The following is a 19,075-nucleotide window of genomic DNA, read 5'->3' on the forward strand; positions in this document are numbered from 1 at the left end:
GAGCGGTCAAGGTTTGGTAAAGACCGCTCCGTTCTGTGGCAGGCTCGAATCGTGGAGCTGCCCAAACCGGATCCGGAGACCTCACACCTCGCGGATGTCATTCCGTCGGTTCTCACGGCGATGGGTATCGACGGTTTCGACGGCCGAATCCCGCTGCCCGGAGATGTGGCCGGGGCTTGCGTACTGCTCATCGACGGGCTGGGCGCAGAACTGCTCGATGCCCACGCCGACGACGCCCCGGTGATGGCCGGCCTGCGTGGCCGCACGCTGCAGGTGGGGTTCCCCGCCACCACGGTCGCCGGCCTGGCGGCGCTGGGCACCGGCTGCCGGTCCGGCGTGCACGGCCTGGTCGGCTACTCCTTCCGACTGCCGGATGTCGGCGTCGTGAACACTTTGCGGTGGCGCATGCACCCATGGGGCGACGACCTCCGGGATACCGCGCCGCCGGAGCAGGTTCAGCCCATGCCGACGACGTTCGAGCGGGCCGTCGCGGCCGGCGCGAAGGTCAGCGTCATCTCCGGCGCGGAATTCACCGGATCCGGCATGACGCGCGCCGTTCTGCGGGGCGGTCGGTACATCGGCGTGCAGGCGCTCGGCGACCTGGCCGCACGCGTCCAGGAGGCCGTCGCCGACGGTGGGTTCTGCTACGCGTACCACAGCGAGCTCGACATGATGGGGCACCTCTACGGACCCGGGTCGGCCGCGTGGCGGCTGCAGCTGCGCCAGGTCGACCGCCTGGTGGAATCGGTGGTAGAGGGCCTGCCGCCGGGCGGATTGCTCGCGGTGGTGGCCGACCACGGGATGGTCTGGGTGAATAACGACGAGGCCGTCGACATCGACAGCGAGCCCGCGCTGACCGAGGGAGTGACGGATGTCGGGGGCGAGGCGCGCGCGCGACATATATATGTAGCCCCCGGCGCCCTCGACGACGTGCTGGCCGCCTGGCGGGACACCGTCGCCGACCGCGCCTGGGTGGTATCGCGCGATGAGGCGATCACCGCGGGGTGGTTCGGCGAGCGCGTGACCGATGCGACACGGCGCCGCATCGGTGACGTCGTGGCCGCGGCCCGCGGGTCCATAGGTTTGCTGAGACGAACCGCTGAGCCGCTGGAGTCGTCGCTCATCGGCCAGCACGGATCGCTCACTACCGCGGAGCAGAACATCCCGGTGCTGCTCGCACATGGATGATGCCGACGTAGACATACGACGGTAGTCGTCGTAATTTCCTGTACTGCAATATATTTCGCGCGAATAGGCGGTAGTCGATACCTGCGCCGATTCGAATATGCGCTTTAGCCAATCGAAATCGCGGTCTCGTTCACACAGCTCATCAAACGGCCTCGTCAATATGCCTTTTTCTGTGCCATTTTCAGTGAATCAGTCCATGGATTGCGCGGGTTGTGATGGGCGTCACTCCATATCGCGTGAAGGTGGTCACAGATTTTGCAGGCCCTCGAAACGCTCTGTTAACGTCCGGCCACATGTTTGCTGTCGCAACCCTCTTGACGCTTGTCAACTCGGTGTCGGGCACGCCGTACATCAGCGGCGGGGATTCCCCGGCCGGCACCGACTGCTCGGGTTTGGTCTCCTGGGTCACCAACGCGGCCACCGGCCGTCCCATCTACGGGGACCGATTCCACACGGGCAACATCGAGCAGGCGCTGCTTTCGCGTGGCTTCCAGTACGGCACGCAGCCTGGTGCCCTCAATGTCGGCTGGAACGGCGGCCACACGGCCGCGACGCTGCCCGACGGCACTCCGGTGTCCTCCGGTGAGGGCGGCGGAGTGAAGGTGGGCGGTGGCGGCGCGTTCCAGTCGCAGTTCTCCAAGCACATGTTCCTGCCGATGCCCGCCGATCAGGTGCCGCCGCCCCCTGGCGCCCCGGTCGTGTTGATGGCCGGGCAGGCGCCCCCTCCGCCGATGGCGCCGCCGCCGGCTCCGGATCCGATGCTGGCCCCGCCCCCGGCTCCCGCTCCGCCGATGGCGCCGCCGCCGCCACCCGCTCCGCCGGTCGGACCCGACCCGATGCTGGCTCCTCCTCCGCCTGCGCCGCCGGCCGATCCGTTCGCGCCGCCGCCCCCGGTCGACCCGATGGCTCCGCCGCCGGCACCGATGCCTCCGGCCTGACCTCACGGCAGCGCCGGATAACGTCTGCGGCGTGATCGTTCTGCTGCCACCGTCGGAGACCAAGCATCCCGGCGGCGACGGACCGCCGTTGCGCCTCGACACGCTGTCCTTTCCCGAGCTGACTCCGTTGCGTGCCGCGCTGGTCGACGAGCTGGTCGAGCTGGCCGCCGACGAGTCGGGGTGCATGCGCGCACTCGGGCTGTCGGCGAAGCAGCGCGCTGAGGTTGAGCGCAACGCCGCGCTGCGCAGCGCCCCGACGCTGCCCGCAATCCATCGGTATACCGGCGTGCTGTACGACGCGCTCGACGTGCAATCGCTCAAGGGTGCCAACGCGGACCGGGCGCGGGCCCGGCTTGCGGTCGGCTCGGCGCTCTTCGGCGTCCTGCGCGCCGGCGACCCCATCCCCGCGTATCGGCTTTCCGCGACGTCGAAGCTGCCAGGACAGCCCGGGTTGGCCAACCGCTGGCGGTCGCTGCTCGAGCCGGTCCTGGCTCAGCTCGCGAAAGAAGAGTTGATCGTCGATCTGCGGTCGGGCTCGTACGCAGCACTCGGCAGACTTTCGGACGCCGTTCAGGTCGAGGTCGTCTCCGAGCGCGCCGACGGCGAACGCGCCGTCGTGAGTCACTTCAACAAGGCGCACAAGGGACGGCTGGCGCGCGTTTTGGCGTCCACCCGCTCGGAGCCCGACGATGCGGGTGCGGTCGCCACCATCGCGCGCCGTGCGGGAACGCGTGTGGAACGCAACGGCAACCGACTGACGGTCGTGGTGGCTGCCTGATCCGCTAGATCGGGGCGATGAAGTCCGCCGTGTAGAACTCCGCCGGATTCTGCGAGAACCGGTCAGGGCGGCTGACGAACACCCACGCGCCCGTCGCCCACGGTTCGACGTTGTCCTGAAGTTTCACCGCGGCCGCCCCGGCCCCGTCAGCGTTCAACGAACCCTGTGCGACGCCGGGATCAGCACCCCAGCAGTGGGCGGCGGACGAGCGGGGTACCTGGATCAGCCTGACGTCGTAATGCATACCGGGCGGAGCGGTGGCGATCTGGATATCCGCCGTCAGCGTCGATCCGTCGGACCGCAGGGTGCCGGTCACCCGTGCCATCCCCGTCGGGCCGTTGTAGTCCGTCTCGCTGAAATCGCATCGCCGCAGAATCTGCGCGAACGGAAGCACCGTGCCGCCGGTCCCGCTGGACGCTCCGGTGGTGCCGACGCCGTCAGCCTGCGCGACCGCGGGAGGTGCCGCCAGCACCATTGCCGTTGCCAGCATCAAAATCCGTCTCGTCTGCCCCATAGTCCCGAGTAAAGCACCGATCGGCGTCGAGTTGGGCAATTCCAGCGGGGTCGCCCAGCGTCAGTCCCGGCATTCGACGACGTCGTAAGCGCCGTCGGCGTAGCGCGCACGGATGTGCTTCTTGTCGAACTTGCCAACGCTGGTCTTCGGCACCTCGTCGATGAACGTCCATCGCTCGGGCAGCCAGAACCGGGCGACCTTGTCGCACAGATGCTTTCGCAGTTCCTGGGCGGTGGCATCGGCATCCTTCTTGACGACTACCACGGCGAGCGGCCGCTCCTGCCAGCGCTCGTCGGGCACCGCGACGACCGCCGCCTCCAGCACCGCCGGGTGCTCCATGAGGCACAGCTCGAGTTCGACCGACGAGATCCACTCCCCACCGGACTTGATCACGTCCTTGGCACGATCGGTGAGTGTGATGAACCCCTGCGGGTCGATGCGGCCGACGTCGCCGGTGCGCAGCCAGCCGTCGTCGAACTTCGAGGCATCCGCATTCTGGTAATACGAGCCCGTGATCCACGGACCGCGAATCTCTATCTCCCCCACCGCTTTACCGTCGTTCGGGAGAACGCCGCCCTCGTCGTCGACGATTCTGAGCTCCACCCCGCTCACCACACGGCCCGCCGAGGCCCGCAACGTCCAGGCATCCTCTCCGGTGACCTCTGGCGGCGGTGTCGCGACGGCCGCCAGCGGAGACGTCTCGGTCATACCCCAGCCCTGTCGAATGACCACGCCGTAGTGCTGTTCGTACTCTTTCATCATCCCGAGCGGCACTGCCGAGCCTCCGCACACGACGGTCCTCAGCGATGAGATGTCGCGGTCCGGGTTGGCATGCAGATACTGCAGCACGTCGTTCCAAATCGTCGGGACCGCCGCCGCGATGGTGGGCCGCTGCTGTTCGATCATGTCGACGATCGGTTCGGCCTGCAGATACCGGTCGGGCAGCACAAGATCGGCGCCCGCCATCATCGCGGCGTAAGGCTGGCCCCAGGCGTTGGCGTGGAACATCGGTACGACGGGCAGCACCCGGTCACCGTCGGCGAGTCCGACCGCATTGGCCGAGCAGGCACTCATCGAATGCAGATAGCTCGATCGGTGGCTGTACACAACACCTTTGGGGTTGCCGGTGGTGCCGCTGGTGTAACACATTGCGGCACCGCTCTTCTCGTCGAGATCGGGCCAGTCGTAGACGCGGGGCCGGCCGTCGAGCAGATCGTCGTAACGGATCACCTGCTTACCCGACGCAGCGAGCGCATCGAGATCGCCCGCGCCGACGGCCACCACCGTCTGCACAGTCGTCAGGTCCGGGAGCACCGCGGCGAACACCGGCGCCAGTGACATGTCCACCAACACAACGCGGTCTTCGGCCTGGTTCGCGATGAACGCGATCTGCTCACTCGACAGCCGGATGTTCAGGGTGTGCAGCACCGCACCCATGCACGGAGCCGCGAAGTAGGCCTCCAGATGCTCCTGGTTGTTCCACATGAAGGTGGCGACTCGATCGCCGCCGGCGACTCCGATGGCACGTAATCCGTTGGCGAGCTGCGCGACTCGGCCGCCGAGTTCGCCGAACGAGATCTCGCGGTATCCGTCGGCTGTCTTCGTGATCGCCTTCCGGCCCGAGTACCACGTGGTGCCGTGCCGCAGAATGCCCGTGACGGTCAGCGGGAAGTCCTGCATCGTGCTGTCCATGTGCACCCCTATACGCGTCAGTGACCAGGCATTCATGATCGCCGACTCGCGCAGCTGTTCGGCAGGAAACGACCAACGTGGCCGCTAGCATCACGTGCCATGGTTCAGCCTGGCTATCCCGCCTATTCCGCGTATCCCGGGTATCCCGCGGCCCCTCCTAAGCCACCGGCCTCCGGCGCGGACATCGCCGTCTCAGTCGTCGTTCTGATCCTGACGGCACTCTTCGGTGCGGTCGCCGGGTTCTTCGGGATCTTCTCGCTGGCGTTCATCGACCATTGCCCACCGGCGACCTGCAGTGTGGAGGGGGCCGTCACGGCGGTGATGATGTCGCTCGGCATCGCCTTGCTCATCGGAGGGGCGGGACTCGTCGCGACCATCGTGCAACTCGTCCGGCGCAAGCGCGGCTGGCCGATTGCGGTCGGCACCCTGGTGTTGTGCGTGCTGACGGTGTTCCTCGGTGGTGTCGGATACGTGATCGCAGTGGGTGGATGGATATCTGCCGGATGCGGTCATCGGACGAATCCGCCACTCGGCGTCGGCTCTTCACCTACCGTCGGGAATGTGGAAATACACCCTGCACGACAAGCAAAAGCCCCCGGCCTGATACCGGTCGGGGCACTGCGCTCAGGGGACCCAATCACCGACGTCAACGGTGGCGGTCAGCATTACATAGTTCTGGAGTCCAAGAAGCTCGGCGAAGGCTGCGTCGTCCTCGAGCTGGAGTCCAAGGCCAACGATCAGATCAGGGTGATCGAGGCTTCCTTCCCAGCCGACTACGTGATGAGTTTGACCCCACGCCGACCCATCCTGTGACCGCGGCGCCGGCCGCCGCGGGGCTTGTTCGCTTCGAGGCGGGAGTACTGCATGCTGCGTGACATCCGTGAACTTGCCGATTCGCCGGAGGAGTACGCCGCCGAATTGCGCAGGCGCTGGGGCGGACTGCTGAGCTATCGCTATATCGGCCGCAGTTACGCGTCGATGGACGTCGTCGCCGAGGAGGACAACACCGTCACGCTGCGCCACGACATGCGCAACACCTCCGGCGGAGTGCTGTTCGCGGTCTTCGGGATCGCGGCGCCGGAAAGCGGCCACATGTCGGATCTGGAAGCCGTCCCGAACCCGGTCATCCACTCGTGCCAGATCCTCGACGCCGGACGCGATGTGCGCCGCATCGAGATCATCTCCGAAGAGCTCAAGGTCGGCCGGCAAATGGGCTACAGCCGCGCGAAGATCGTCGACGCCGACCGACCCGAGCGAGTGCTGGCGCTGATCGAAGGCCAGGGCGTCACCATCGGCACCCCGCCCGAAGGGCTCGAGCGGATGGAGCCCAACCCGATCGACATCGTCGACTCCCCCGACCTGCCGCCGCTGTGGCAGGTGTTCGGCGGCTACCGCAGGCCCGACGGCAACTGGGGTCTGCCCGAACTCGCCGTGGAGGTTGCATCACCGGACGCGGCGCTGCACATCGGTCCGCAATTCGTCATCCTCGAGACCGCGGCCATCGACGCCGCGACCGAAGCCGCGGGCACCGACGGCGTCCAGGGCGTCTCGACGCACGTGATGTTCCTCGCGCGAGGTAAGGCCGGGCCGTTCCGGGTGGAGACCGAGCCGATGACCAGCCCCGACGGCTTGGTCGCGGTGCGGGTGCTCATGCATGACGAAGGCAACGGCGACCGGCTGGTGACCTCGGCGTCGTATCAGTTCCGCCGGGTGTAGGTGGCAAGCGCGCTGAGGTGCCATGAGACACTTCGGGCATGGTTGTCGCAATCGCCCGTCCCAAGCTCGAAGGCAACATCGCTGTCGGCGATGACCGCCAGATCGGATTCGCCGAGTTCGGCGACCCGCAGGGCCGCGCGATCTTCTGGCTGCACGGAACGCCCGGTGCCAGGCGCCAGATCCCGATGGAAGCGCGGGTCTACGCCGAGCAGCATCGCATCCGGCTGATCGGGGTGGACCGACCCGGGATCGGGTCGTCGACCCCCCACAGCTATGACACCGTCGTCGCCTTCGCCGACGACCTGCGCACCATGGCCGACACCCTGGGCCTCGAGAAGTTCGCCGTCGTCGGGCTGTCCGGGGGTGGGCCGTACACACTGGGGTGTGCGGCGGCGATACCGGACCGCGTTGTGGTCGCCGGTGTCATCGGAGGCGTCGCCCCGACGATGGGTCCCGATGCCATCACCGGGGGCCTGATGGGCAACCTCGGTACACGGGTCGCCCCGCTCCTGCAGGTCGCCGGCGTCCCGATCGGACTCGTCGCCAGCGCCATCATTCGGTTCATCCGTCCGGTCGCGTCACCAGTCACCGACCTGTACGGGCGGGTGTCGCCCGAGGCCGACCGGCGGCTGCTCGCACGTCCGGAGATCAAGGCGATGTTCCTCGACGATCTGCTCAACGGCAGCCGCAAGCAGCTCTCCGCGCCGTTCTCCGACGTCGTCGTCTTCGCCAGGGACTGGGGTTTCCGCCTGAGCGATATCCAGGTGCCGGTGCGCTGGTGGCACGGCGACGCCGACCACATCGTGCCCTATGCACACGGCCAGCACGTGGTGTCGCGGCTCAACGATGCCGAGCTCTACCCGATGCCGGGTGAAAGCCACCTCGCCGGGCTCGGGCGGGCTGAGGAGATCCTGCACACCATGGCCAAGGTGTGGGACGAGGCCGGCTCCTGAACCGAGCCTCATCGCGCCCCCTTTCCCCTTACGGTGGAAGGGCGCGAAAGGAGCGTGTCATGGCGACTGACCTGACGCTCTATCTCGATGACGAGCCCGGCGAACTCGCCAGGGTCGGGGACGTGCTCGGCAAGGCGGGAGCCAACATCGCCGGGCTGTGCGCGGTGACATCGGGGGGCGGACAAGCGGTGGTGCACATCCTCGTCGAGGACGCGACGCCGGCATTCGAGGCGCTGCACGACGCGGGAATCGAGATCGCCTCCGAACAGGAGGTGATGGTCCTGCCCATGGACGACCGGCCCGGCGCGCTCGGCGACGTCGCTCAACGGCTGGGCAAAGCGAAGGTCAACCTGACACTCGCCTACCTGGCGACCAACACCCGGCTGGTCCTGGCGGCCGACGATCTCGCTTCGGCGCGCGCCGCGCTCAGCTGATCAGCGCCTGAGCCAGCCCGCGGCGGTGGCCAGATCCCGGGTGTAAGCCATCAGAAGGTCGTCGTGGTAGAGCGCGGCGCCGCTGATCGCGTCGTCACCCTGCCAGATCACGTGAATGCGCACCGGGGTCCGCGAGTAGTAGTCGGTCCGGTCGGTCGGCCTGCAGTGCCATCCGGCTGCCACGGCGCGCTCGGACAGCTGGCTGCGCTCGGTGGCTGTAGTCATCACTGGTTTCCTCCTATGTCGCCCGGCAAGGCTATCCGACCGGCGATCTCATGCGCGGACGGCACCCGCCGTCAGTACCCGGCGCAGGAGGTGCATCGCGACCGTCGTGGACCTCTCGCGGACGTCGGACCGGTCACCCGGCAGCCGCATGGTCCGCAGGTCGGTGGTGCCGTCGGCCAGCTTCACGCAGAAGCAGACCGTGCCGACGGGTTTCTCCTCGCTGCCGCCGCCCGGGCCGGCGATGCCCGTGATCGCGACGGCCGTATCGGCGGAGAACCGGCGCAGCGCACCATCGGCCATCGCGAGCGCCACCGGCTCGGATACCGCACCGTGCGCTTCGATGAGCGCCGGATCGACCCCGAGCAGTTCGGACTTGGCCTCGTTCGAGTAGGACACCACTCCCCCCGCGACGTACGCCGACGACCCAGGCAGGTCGGTCAGCCGGGCGGCCACCAGTCCCGCGGTGCAGGATTCCGCGGTGGCGATCCACCGACCCGACAGCAGAGCCGCCACCTGATCGTCGATGGTGGCGCCATCCTCGGAGAAGATCTCGCCGCCGTGGCGCTCGCGCAGCAGCGTCATCAGATCGGCGTAGACCTTCGCCGAATCCGGCTCGTAGCGGGTGACCATCTCGATCTCGCCGCGCCGCAGGCAGGTGGTGATCTCGAGCCGATCGAAGCCGTCCACCCGCTCCTCGGCCTCACGCAGAGTGTCGGCGAGGCCCGACTCGGGCAGCCCGAACATGCGCACCATCTCCTGGCGGTACGTCGTCCGGCCCGCGATCGCCTCCTGCAGCGCGGGCGTCTGCAGAGCCGTCGTCCACATCGGCTGCAGTTCGCGTGGGGGCCCCGGCAGCACGACGACCGTCGGCGTTCCGGGCACCACCACCCCGGGAGCGGTGCCCACCGGATCGAGGATGTGTGCGCCTTCCGGAACGAGTGCCTGCTTGCGGTTGGCGGCACGCACGGCCTCCAGGTCGACGTTGGGGAAACGCGCCATCAGCCGCTGCACAATGTGGGCGATCTTCGCCTCGAGAACGTTGTCCAACACCAACTCTCGGCCGCAGAACCGCGCGACGGTCGCCACCGTCATATCGTCCGCGGTCGGACCGAGGCCGCCGCTCGTGACGATGAGGTCCACCCCCTCGGCGGCGAGGAACCGCAGCTGCGCCTCGATGTCGTCGGGCCGGTCCCCGCAGATGGTGATGTGCGCCAGCTCGACGCCCAGTTCGAGTAGTCGGTCGGCGATCCATGGGCCGTTCCGGTCCGTCACCCGTCCGGTCAGAACTTCGGTTCCGGTCACCACGATGCCCGCGCGTGCGCTCACGCCGTACGAGACTACGCACCTCGGACGTGGGAGCTGAACGTCGGTAATGTCGTTCTCCATGACTGCGCCGAGATCGCTGCGGGAACTCTTCGAACAGCTCGGCCTCGCCGAGGTCGCGTCGACGGATGACACCGTGACGATGGAGATGCCTGTCGACGAGCGGACGGTCAACACCGCGGGCGGTCTGCAGGGCGGTTTGATCGCGACGATGGCCGATGTGACGGCCGGCCAACTCGCGTCTCGGGTCACACCTTTCGGACACGCGATCGCGACCACCGATCTGTTCATCCGCTATCTGCGGCCGATCAAGGTCGGGCCCGCCCGCGCGGTCGCGCGAATCCTGCGCACCGGTAAGCGATCCGTCGTCGTCCAGGTGGACATCTACCGCGCCAACGACGATCAGGTCGGTGCGACGGCGACGGTGAACTTCGCGGCCGTCGACTGAGCGCTATTGGGTGCGGGCCAGTACCTCGCGGACGATGTCCAGCGTGGTGGCCGGATGCAGGAACGCGAATCGTCCGACGGTCTCGCCCTCCCATTTGGTCGGCGGGATGAACGCAACCTCGTCATCGTGCAGTCGCTGCGCCCATGCGTCGTAATCCTCGGCGGCCCAGCCCAGCCGGCGAAACAGCACCACACCGAGGTCGGGCTCGCGGATCAATTCCAGCTGCGGCGCACCGTTGATCAGCTCAGCCGTCTGCCTGGCAAGCGTGGCGGCCACCTCGATGGCCTGACGGTAGGCCTCCAGCCCGTAGACCGCGAGCGAGAACCACAGCGGTAAACCCCTTGCGCGCCGGGTGAGATGGTACGCGTAGTCCGACGGATTCCACTCGCCGGTCGAGGTGTGGATCACGTCGAGGTAGGAGGCGTCTTGGGTGTGCGTGGCCCGCGCCAACTCCGGGTTCCGATACAGCAGCGCGCAGCAGTCGAACGGTGTGAACAGCCACTTGTGGGGGTCCAGGATGAACGAATCGGCCAGTTCCAGCCCGTTGTACTTCGGTCGCAACGAGCGCGCGAAGATGCCGGACCCGCCGTATGCGCCGTCGACGTGGAACCACCAACCACGTTCTCGCGCAAGCGCACCCACGCCTGCGAGGTCGTCGATGATGCCGGCATTGGTCGTCCCCGACGTGCACACCACCGCGGCGATGTTCGTCGCATCGGCAGGCACCGCCGCACTGACGGTCTCCGCGGTGAGCCGGTGGTCCGGTGTGTCGACCACCAGCGCGTCCATTTCGAGCAGGCGCAGGGTGTTGACGATCGACGAGTGCGCATCAGATCCGACGACCACCCGGAGTCGACCGTCGGCGCCACGCGTCTTGGCGGTCTCACGCGCGACCGCGAGCGCCGACAGGTTCCCCGCCGAACCGCCCGATACGAAGCATCCGCCCGACGTCGTCGGCAGCCCGGCTTCACGGGCGATCACCCGCAGCACCGAGTTCTCCGCCGCGATCGCACCCGATGCCTCGAGCCACGAAATGCCTTGGATCGAGGCGCAGGACACCAACATGTCGAACGCCAGGCTCGCCTTCGTCGGCGCAGCGGGGATGAAGCCCAGAAAGCGCGGACTGTCCGCGGAGATCACGCTCGGGGCGATCACCGACGTGTACACGCCGAGCACTTCGTCTGGCGTTCTCGGCGTTTCACGGATCACGCCGTCGAGTCGCGCGTGCAACTCGTCGACCCCCAACGCACCCTTGTCGAGGGGCACCGGGTTCATGCGCAGCCGGTTCTCGGCATACGCGAGCACGCTGCGCAGCATGTTCTCGGTGTTCTGGTCGACCTCATGCATGGCTGAAGTCTTGCACCGGGCCCGACCCGGTGAGTGGGATTAGCCGAGTGGGAGTTGCTTGTGCGGAACGTCGGTCACCAGGCCGCCGTCCATGATGAACTCGGCGCCGGTCGCGAACGACGACTCGTCGCTGACGAGGAACACCACGAACGGCGCGACCTCCTCGGACTGACCGGGACGGCGCAGCGGCGCGGAGACCATATCGTCGGGAAAGTGCTTGGTCATCGGGGTCCGGATGAAGCCGGGATGGATCGAGTTGACCCGGATGTTCTTGGAGCCCAGCTCAATCGCGGCCGACTTGGCCAGCCCGCGGACCGCCCACTTCGAGGCGACGTACGGGTGGACCATCGGCGCGCCTCTCAGGCCCTCGATGGACGACACGTTGATGATCGAGCCTTCACCGGCCGCCTTCATCTGCTCGACGACGGCCTGCATGCCGAGGAACGTGCCGGTCAGGTTGACGTCGATGACCTTCTGCCACTTGGCCATGTCGAACTTGCCGATCTGGCCCAGCGCGACGATCGCGGCGTTGTTGACGAGCGCGGTCAGCTTGCCGAACGCGTCGACGGCCACCTTGACCGCGGCATCCCACTGCTCGGCATCGGTCACGTCGAGATGGACGTAGCGCGCGGACTCGCCGAGCTCGTCGGCCAGCGCCTTACCCTCCTCGTCGAGGATGTCCCCGATGACCACTTTCGCACCCTCGGCGACCAGCGCCCTGGCGTGAGCGGCCCCCATCCCGCGAGCTCCGCCACTGATCAGTGCGACTTTTCCGTCCACGCGTCCCATGGGGCGACAGGTTACCGCACGGCCCTACTGAACTAGAACCTGTTCCAATTTGAGGAGGCCTCACGCATACTGCTCGCCATGGCAATTCGGGTCGCGCTCCTCGGCACCGGCAACTGCGGCAGCCTGGCGCTTCGACAGTTGATCACCGACGATCGCTTCGACCTCACCGGGGTGTGGGTGTCGACGCAGGCGAAGGTCGGCAAGGACGCGGGCGAGCTCGCCGGCCTGGACGTCACCACAGGCATCGCCGCCACCAACGATCTCGACGCGATCATCGCGGCCAAGCCCGATTGCGTCGTCTATACGGCGATGGGCGACACGCGTCCGCGCGAGGCGTTGGCCGACGTGCGCACGTTCCTGTCGGCGGGCATCAACGTCGTGGGCTCGAGCGTCGGCGCGCTGCAGTACCCGTGGGGGCTACTCCCCGACAAGGCCATCGCCAAGGTCGAAGATGCTGCGCGCGAAGGTGATTCGACGGTGTTCTTCACCGGTGTCGATCCGGGCTTCTGCACCGACCTGCTGCCGTTCGCGCTGGCCGGCACGTGCCAGAGCATCGAACAGATCCGCACCATGGAGATCGCCGACTACTCCACCTACGACGGCGAGACGGTGATGTTCGACGTGATGGGCTTCGGCAACGAACTCGGCGATCTGCCGATTCTGTATCAACCGGGCGTGCTGTCCATCGCGTGGGGCACCGCGATCCGGCAGCTCGCCGCAGGCCTGGGCATCGAGGTCGACGAGATCCGCGACTCCGTCGAGCAGGAACCCGCCCCCGAGGACCTTCACGTCGCCGTCGGCACCATCAAGAAGGGCACGGTCGCAGCGGTCCGCTTCCTGATCGAGGGCATGGTCGGAGGCAAACCGGTCATCGTCGTCGAGCACGTCACGCGACTGCATGCCGATCTGCGACCCGACTGGGCGCAGCCCGCGCATCCCGGTGGCTCGTACCGGGTCGAGATCACCGGTGAACCGTCGTATTTCTGCGACATCGTTCCGATGAGCCGCAACGGCGGAGCGCCCTATGCGGCGATCCTGGCCGCCGCGGGGCGGATCGTGAACTCGATCCCCGACGTGGTCGCCGCACCCGCGGGCATCCGGACCACGTTGGATATGCCGTTGGTGACCGGGAAAGGTCTCTACGCAGCGACGTAGGCTGGAGCGCGATGACCGCGCAGCCCGTGGCAGAGGACCCCACCGCGGAGATCGCCGCAAGTGAACCAGGGTCCCACATCGGTGCCTTCTTCGATCTCGACGGCACCTTGGTGGACGGTTTCACCGCCGCTGCCCATGCCACCGATCGCATCCGGCGCAGGCAGGCGGGAATCGGCGAAATCATGGGGGTCTTCGAGGCGTCGATGCGATACCGGCTGCGCCGCATGCGGTTCGAGCATTTGCTGACCAGGGCAGCCGGATATCTGCAGGGTGAAACGCTGATCGACCTCGACGAAGTCTGCGAGCGAATATTCGTCGACAGCCTGGCCACCCGCGTCTTTCCCGCGATGCGCGAGATCGTCGTCGCACATCAGGAACGCGGCCACACGGTGGTGCTCAGCACCTCGGCGGTGACCATTCACGCGAACCCGGTGGCCCGCTTCCTGAAGATCGACCACGTGCTGTGCAACCACTTCGAGGTCGACAGCGCCGGACGCCTGACGGGTCACATCGCGAAACCCGTCGTCTGGGGACGCAACAAGGCCAACGCCGTCGAGGACTTCTGCGCGGCCAATGGCGTTGGGCTGCAACACAGTTACTTCTACGCGGACGGCGACGAAGATGCGGCCCTGATGGTCAAGGTGGGCAACCCGCGTCCGGTCAATCCGCGACCCAAACTTGCCGCACTGGCGGCCGAACACGGCTGGCCGATACTGCAAGTCGTCACCTCGGGCGGGCGTCGACGACCGTCGTTGCGCAGGCTCGTCGGTTACGACTGACCGCCGATCCGTCGAGGACCTGAGGCCCGACTAGCGGGAAACGGGCCGTAGTACCCCCCGACTGGTCACAACGGCGCGGCGAAGTACTAAACTAGAACACGTTCCAATTCGTGAACCGGCCCACCGAGGAGCAGGCATGCACACCCCCATCTGCGACGAACTCAATATCGAGTTCCCGATCTTCGCCTTCACGCATTGCCGCGACGTCGTCGTGGCCGTCAGCAAGGCCGGCGGCTTCGGTGTGCTCGGTGCGGTCGGCTTCACCCCGGAGCAGCTCGAGATCGAGCTGGACTGGATCGACGAAAACATCGGCGACCATCCCTACGGCGTCGACATCGTCATCCCGAACAAGTACGAGGGCATGGACGCGGGCGACCTGGATCCAGAGGTGCTGAAGAAGACACTGAATGACCTTGTGCCGCAAAAGCACATCGATTTCGCGAAGAAGCTGCTCGCCGACCACGGTGTGCCGGTCGAGCACAGCGACGACGATGCGCTGCAGCTGCTCGGGTGGACCGAGGCGACCGCCACCCCGCAGGTCGAGGTGGCGCTGCAGCACCCGAAGTGCACGCTGATCGCCAACGCGCTGGGCACGCCGCCCGCCGACATGATCAAGCACATCCACGACCAAGGGCGCAAGGTCGCGGCGCTGTGCGGGTCGCCGTCGCAGGCGCGCAAGCACGCCGACGCCGGAGTCGACATCATCATCGCCCAGGGCGGCGAGGCGGGTGGACACTGCGGCGAGATCGGTTCGATCGTGCTGTGGCCGCAGGTCGTCAAGGAGGTCGCGCCGGTTCCCGTGCTGGCCGCCGGCGGGATCGGCAGTGGTCAGCAGATCGCGGCGGCGCTGGCGCTCGGTGCGCAGGGCGCGTGGACGGGCTCGCAGTGGGTCATGGTCGAGGAGTCCGAGCACACCCCGATCCAGCACGCCGCGTACGCCAAGGCCGAGAGCCGCGACACCGTCCGCAGTCGGTCGTTCACCGGTAAGCCCGCGCGGATGTTGCGCAACGACTGGACCGAGGCCTGGGAGAACCCGGACAACCCGAAGCCGCTCGGAATGCCGCTGCAGTACATGGTTTCCGGGATGGCGGTCGCGGCCACGCACAAGTATCCGAACGAGAGCGTCGACGTCGCGTTCAACCCCATCGGCCAGGTCGTGGGTCAGTTCACCAAGGTGGAGAAGTCCGCGGCGGTGATCGAGCGGTGGGTGCAGGAGTACCTCGAGGCGACGAGCACGCTCAACGAGATCAACGAGGCCGCGTCCGTCTAGTTCACAACTGATCGCCGATTCACGTAGTTCCGCGATCTCTGCGCAGTCTCGGCGGTGTGGTGGGGTCGGATGCGAAGCTCGCTTCGTGAGTTTGATTGCGGCGGCCTGCGCGGGCTTTCTCGTCGCAGTCCTGTGGATGGACCTGATGTTCGACGGTCAGGTCCTGCGCTATCGCGGCGAGGAACTGCCCGAATCGGTGCTGTCGTCGATCGCCGGCTATTACCGACGCGCCACGACGACGTCGCGGCCGATGGGTTACCTCATCGCGCTGGTGATGGCGATCCTGGTTGGGACGTTGGGATTCGCGTGGATCGACGGGCTGACCGCGGTTTGGCCACTCGCCACGGCGTCGATACTTGCCGTCGGCCCCGTCCTGCTGGCGATGCTGCGCACGGTCCCCAACGCGGTCCGGCTCGGCGCGCGCACCGGCGATGTCGCGGCACAGTCGCGGCTGGCCCGCTCGATATGCCGTGACCACGTCGCATGCCTTGCGAGCATGCTCGGCTTTCTCGCCGTGTGGCTGACTCTCGCCTCCTAACCCGCCCGCCGAGACTGTCCCCAGCTTCGCGGGGGCCCCACACAGATCGCGAATTCGCGCGGATCGGCGATCTGTGCGCAGTCTCGACGAGGAGGGGCAGGATTATGTAAGGTGTCATACATAGTCGGTCGGACGGAGGAATCCAGTCGTGTCCAGTCACCGCGAGCGCATGGTGCGGTCCGCTGCCCTCCTCATCCGCGAACGCGGTGCGCATCCGACGGCCATCGCCGACGTGCTGGAGCACAGCGGCGCCCCGCGAGGGTCGGCGTACCACTACTTCCCCGGCGGTCGCACGCAGCTTCTGTGCGAAGCGATCGATTTCGCCGGCGAGTACGTCGCAGCCAAGATCGAGAAGGCCGACACCGGCCTGGCGGCACTCGACGCACTCTTCGACGACTATCGAACGCAATTGCTCAACAGCGACTTCCGGGCGGGTTGTCCCGTCGTCGCAGTGAGCGTGGAGGCCGGCGACCCCGCCAAGCCGGACACCGCCTCTCCGGTTATCGAACGCGCAGCCGCAGCCTTCGCGCGGTGGACGGACCTGATCGCCGCCCGCCTGGTCGCCGACGGCGTCAACGCGGAGCGCGCCGCCGAACTCGCGATACTGACCACCACATCGTTCGAAGGCGCGATCGTCGTCGCCCGCGCGTCCCGCGACGTCAAAGCTCTCGACCTCGTCCATGGCCAGCTACGCGCCCTCGTGCTGGCCGAGACCGATGGAAGGAAGTCCGCTCATGGTGGATGAATGGCAGTCGACCGCGTGCATCCTCTGTGAGTGCAACTGCGGCATCGTCGTCCAACTCGACGGACGCAAGCTGGCCAAGATTCGCGGAGACAAAGCCCATCCGGCGTCACAGGGGTACACCTGCAACAAGGCGCTGCGCCTGGACCACTACCAGAGCTACCGCAGCAGGCTGACCTCTCCCCTGCGCCGGCGTCCCGACGGCAGCTACGAGGAAATCGACTGGGACACCGCCATTGCCGAGATAGCGGCAGGCTTCAAGCGCATCGCCGACACCTACGGCGGCGACAAGATCTTCTACTACGGCGGCGGCGGGCAGGGTAACCACCTTGGCGGCGCGTACAGCGGCGCCTTCCTGAAGGCACTCGGTTCGTACTACCGCTCCAATGCGCTCGCCCAGGAGAAGACGGGCGAAGCGTGGGTCGACGCCCACCTCTACGGTGGCCACACCCGAGGCGAGTTCGAGCACGCCGAGGTGTCGGTGTTCATCGGCAAGAACCCGTGGATGTCCCAGAGCTTCCCGCGGGCGCGGACGGTGCTCAACGAGATCGCCAAGGATCCCAAACGCGCCATGATCGTCATCGACCCGGTGATCACCGACACCGCCAAGATGGCCGACATGCACCTGCGCGTACGTCCGGGAACGGACGCATGGGTATTAGCGGCGTTGGCCGCTGTGTTGGTGCAGGAAGACCTCTGCGACAAGGCGTTTCTCGCCGGGCACGTCAGCGGTGCCGAACCGGTTCTGGACGTCCTGCGTTCGGTCGACGTCGACGACTACGCCCTGCGGTGCGGCGTCGACGCCGAACTGATCCGTGCCGCGGCGCGGCGGATCGGCGGTGCGGCGAGCGTATCCGTCTTCGAGGATCTGGGCATTCAGCAGGCGCCCAACAGCACCCTGTGCTCCTATCTCAACAAGCTGCTGTGGATCCTCACCGGCAACTTCGCCAAACGTGGTGGGCAGCACCTGCATTCGTCGTTCGGACCGCTCTTCCGGCACACCCCCGAGGTCGGCCGCACTCCGGTCACCGGGGCACCCATCGTCGGAGGGCTGATCCCCAGCAACGTCGTACCCCAGGAAATGCTGGGCGATCACCCCGACCGGTTCCGCGCGATGATCGTCGAAAGCAGCAACCCGGCGCATTCACTCGCCGATTCCACCGCCTGCCGAGAAGCTTTCCAGTCGCTGGAGCTGATGGTGGTGATCGATGTCGCCATGACCGAAACCGCACGGCTGGCCCATTACGTGTTGCCTGCCGCATCGCAGTACGAGAAGGCCGAGGCGACGTTCTTCAACCTCGAATTCCCGCATAACACCTTCCATTTGCGGCATCGACTGATGGAGCCGCTCGAGGGCACCCTTCCCGAACCCGAGATCTGGGCCCGGTTGGTCCGGGCGCTCGACGTGGTCGACGATGCCGAACTCGAACCTTTGCGTCGCGCCGCAGCCGAGAGTCGCGAGGCGTTCACGGCGGCGTTCCTGCAGGCCGTCGGCTCCAGCCCGGTGCTGGGCAAGGTACTCCCCTATGTCCTCTACGAAACACTGGGACCGACTCTGCCCGAGGGGCTTTCGGGCGCGGCCGCATTGTGGGGCCTCTCCCAGAAGGCGGCGATGACGTACCCCGATGCGGTCCGCCGAGCCGGCCATGCGGACGGCAATGCACTGTTCGACGCGATCCTGTCGAGCCCGTCGGGGGTGACATTCACCGTGCATGAGTATGAGGACGACTACGCGTTGATCACCCACGCCGATCACAAGATCGCATTGCACATGCCCGAGATGATCGACGAGATCCGCGCGTTGGCCGATGCGGAACCGCATTTCACCACGCCCGATTTCCCGATCGTACTGTCGGCGGGTGAACGTCGCGCCTATACAGCCAATGACATCCTGCGCGATCCGGCCTGGCGCAAGCGCGATACCGACGGCGCGCTGCGAGTCAGCCTCGAGGACGCCGAGGCGCTGGGCCTGGTGCACGGCGGGCGCGCCCGCATCACCACTGCGGCGGGCAGCGCGGAGGCCAGCGTCGAGATCAGTGAGGCGATGCTCCCCGGGCACGCATCGCTGCCCAACGGCTTCGGGCTCGATTTCGTCGCCGACGACGGCCAGACGCATGTTCCCGGCGTCGCGCCGAATGCGTTGACGTCCAGTGACTGGCGTGACGCCTACGCGGGCACGCCCTGGCACAAGCACGTGCCCGCGCGTATCGAGGCGGTGCCCACCGCACCGCTGACTACCGCTTGAG

General features: G+C 67.0%; 20 protein-coding genes. 14 read left to right on the forward strand and 6 right to left on the reverse strand.

The features are described from left to right. Nucleotides 1-51 precede the first annotated feature (51 nt). From H7J93_RS03210 to yaaA, 3 genes are all read left to right on the forward strand, one after another. On the forward strand, nt 52-1,188 hold the full coding sequence (locus H7J93_RS03210) for an alkaline phosphatase family protein (RefSeq protein ID WP_267304852.1): 1,137 nt from the start codon (nt 52-54) through the stop codon (nt 1,186-1,188). Between the two features lie 293 nt (nt 1,189-1,481). Further along, entirely contained in the window at nt 1,482-2,126 is a 645-nt protein-coding gene (locus tag H7J93_RS03215; protein ID WP_267304853.1) for a C40 family peptidase, read from the forward strand. Between the two features lie 31 nt (nt 2,127-2,157). Beyond that, nucleotides 2,158-2,904 carry a peroxide stress protein YaaA gene (yaaA, locus tag H7J93_RS03220; protein ID WP_267304854.1) on the forward strand — a complete coding sequence of 249 codons (747 nt, stop codon included), beginning with the start codon at nt 2,158-2,160 and terminating at the stop codon, nt 2,902-2,904. Between the two features lie 4 nt (nt 2,905-2,908). Here yaaA and H7J93_RS03225 read toward each other — a convergent pair whose 3' ends face one another. Together H7J93_RS03225 and H7J93_RS03230 are read right to left on the reverse strand one after the other, a co-directional pair. Then, on the reverse strand, nt 2,909-3,394 hold the full coding sequence (locus H7J93_RS03225) for a hypothetical protein (RefSeq protein ID WP_267304855.1): 486 nt from the start codon (nt 3,392-3,394) through the stop codon (nt 2,909-2,911). An 84-nt stretch (nt 3,395-3,478) separates the two neighbouring features. Continuing rightward, nucleotides 3,479-5,110 (reverse strand): long-chain fatty acid--CoA ligase, encoded by a 1,632-nt coding sequence (locus H7J93_RS03230; protein ID WP_267304856.1) that lies wholly within the window; start codon nt 5,108-5,110, stop codon nt 3,479-3,481. A 567-nt stretch (nt 5,111-5,677) separates the two neighbouring features. Between H7J93_RS03230 and H7J93_RS29240 the strand changes: the two genes are divergently transcribed. Genes H7J93_RS29240 through H7J93_RS03250 form a run of 4 tightly spaced genes read left to right on the forward strand, consistent with a single transcriptional unit; the run spans nt 5,678 to nt 8,213 of the window. Next, nucleotides 5,678-5,923, forward strand: coding sequence for a hypothetical protein (locus H7J93_RS29240; protein ID WP_372507779.1), 246 nt, complete (start codon nt 5,678-5,680; stop codon nt 5,921-5,923). A gap of 51 nt (nt 5,924-5,974) precedes the next feature. Further along, complete coding sequence (locus H7J93_RS03240) at nt 5,975-6,826, forward strand: hypothetical protein (protein ID WP_267304857.1); 852 nt, start codon at nt 5,975-5,977, stop codon at nt 6,824-6,826. A gap of 38 nt (nt 6,827-6,864) precedes the next feature. Further along, the gene (locus tag H7J93_RS03245; RefSeq protein ID WP_267304858.1) at nt 6,865-7,779 is read left to right on the forward strand and encodes an alpha/beta fold hydrolase; all 915 of its coding nucleotides are present in this window, start codon (nt 6,865-6,867) and stop codon (nt 7,777-7,779) included. Nucleotides 7,780-7,838: 59 nt separating this feature from the next. After that, the gene (locus tag H7J93_RS03250; protein WP_267304859.1) at nt 7,839-8,213 is read left to right on the forward strand and encodes an ACT domain-containing protein; all 375 of its coding nucleotides are present in this window, start codon (nt 7,839-7,841) and stop codon (nt 8,211-8,213) included. Here H7J93_RS03250 and H7J93_RS03255 read toward each other — a convergent pair whose 3' ends face one another. Together H7J93_RS03255 and H7J93_RS03260 are read right to left on the reverse strand one after the other, a co-directional pair. Beyond that, nucleotides 8,214-8,438 (reverse strand): hypothetical protein, encoded by a 225-nt coding sequence (locus tag H7J93_RS03255; RefSeq protein ID WP_267304860.1) that lies wholly within the window; start codon nt 8,436-8,438, stop codon nt 8,214-8,216. It abuts the gene before it with no gap. 48 nt (nt 8,439-8,486) lie between these two features. Next, on the reverse strand, nt 8,487-9,764 hold the full coding sequence (locus H7J93_RS03260) for a competence/damage-inducible protein A (RefSeq protein ID WP_499892748.1): 1,278 nt from the start codon (nt 9,762-9,764) through the stop codon (nt 8,487-8,489). Nucleotides 9,765-9,822: 58 nt separating this feature from the next. Between H7J93_RS03260 and H7J93_RS03265 the strand changes: the two genes are divergently transcribed. Next, nucleotides 9,823-10,209, forward strand: coding sequence for a PaaI family thioesterase (locus H7J93_RS03265; RefSeq protein ID WP_267304862.1), 387 nt, complete (start codon nt 9,823-9,825; stop codon nt 10,207-10,209). Between the two features lie 3 nt (nt 10,210-10,212). Here H7J93_RS03265 and H7J93_RS03270 read toward each other — a convergent pair whose 3' ends face one another. Then, complete coding sequence (locus tag H7J93_RS03270) at nt 10,213-11,556, reverse strand: pyridoxal phosphate-dependent decarboxylase family protein (protein ID WP_267304863.1); 1,344 nt, start codon at nt 11,554-11,556, stop codon at nt 10,213-10,215. Nucleotides 11,557-11,595: 39 nt separating this feature from the next. After that, nucleotides 11,596-12,345, reverse strand: a complete 750-nt coding sequence (locus H7J93_RS03275) for a glucose 1-dehydrogenase (protein WP_267304864.1) — start codon at nt 12,343-12,345, stop codon at nt 11,596-11,598. Between the two features lie 78 nt (nt 12,346-12,423). Between H7J93_RS03275 and H7J93_RS03280 the strand changes: the two genes are divergently transcribed. The 6 genes from H7J93_RS03280 (at nt 12,424) to H7J93_RS03305 (ending at nt 19,074) form a co-directional block, all read left to right on the forward strand. Further along, nucleotides 12,424-13,500, forward strand: a complete 1,077-nt coding sequence (locus H7J93_RS03280) for an NAD(P)H-dependent amine dehydrogenase family protein (protein ID WP_267304865.1) — start codon at nt 12,424-12,426, stop codon at nt 13,498-13,500. 11 nt (nt 13,501-13,511) lie between these two features. Further along, nucleotides 13,512-14,279 (forward strand): HAD family hydrolase, encoded by a 768-nt coding sequence (locus H7J93_RS03285; RefSeq protein WP_267304866.1) that lies wholly within the window; start codon nt 13,512-13,514, stop codon nt 14,277-14,279. 136 nt (nt 14,280-14,415) lie between these two features. Beyond that, the gene (locus tag H7J93_RS03290; RefSeq protein WP_267304867.1) at nt 14,416-15,549 is read left to right on the forward strand and encodes a nitronate monooxygenase; all 1,134 of its coding nucleotides are present in this window, start codon (nt 14,416-14,418) and stop codon (nt 15,547-15,549) included. A gap of 85 nt (nt 15,550-15,634) precedes the next feature. After that, nucleotides 15,635-16,087 (forward strand): hypothetical protein, encoded by a 453-nt coding sequence (locus H7J93_RS03295; protein ID WP_267304868.1) that lies wholly within the window; start codon nt 15,635-15,637, stop codon nt 16,085-16,087. 148 nt (nt 16,088-16,235) lie between these two features. Continuing rightward, a complete protein-coding gene (locus H7J93_RS03300; protein WP_267304869.1) occupies nt 16,236-16,832 on the forward strand; it encodes a TetR/AcrR family transcriptional regulator in 597 nt (198 codons plus the stop codon). Next, entirely contained in the window at nt 16,822-19,074 is a 2,253-nt protein-coding gene (locus H7J93_RS03305; RefSeq protein WP_267304870.1) for a molybdopterin-dependent oxidoreductase, read from the forward strand. Before H7J93_RS03300 ends, H7J93_RS03305 begins: the two co-directional genes overlap by 11 nt. Nucleotide 19,075 lies beyond the last annotated feature (1 nt).

Origin of the sequence: Mycobacterium barrassiae (assembly GCF_025822765.1) — a bacterium.
Taxonomy (GTDB): Bacteria; Actinomycetota; Actinomycetes; order Mycobacteriales; family Mycobacteriaceae; genus Mycobacterium; species Mycobacterium barrassiae.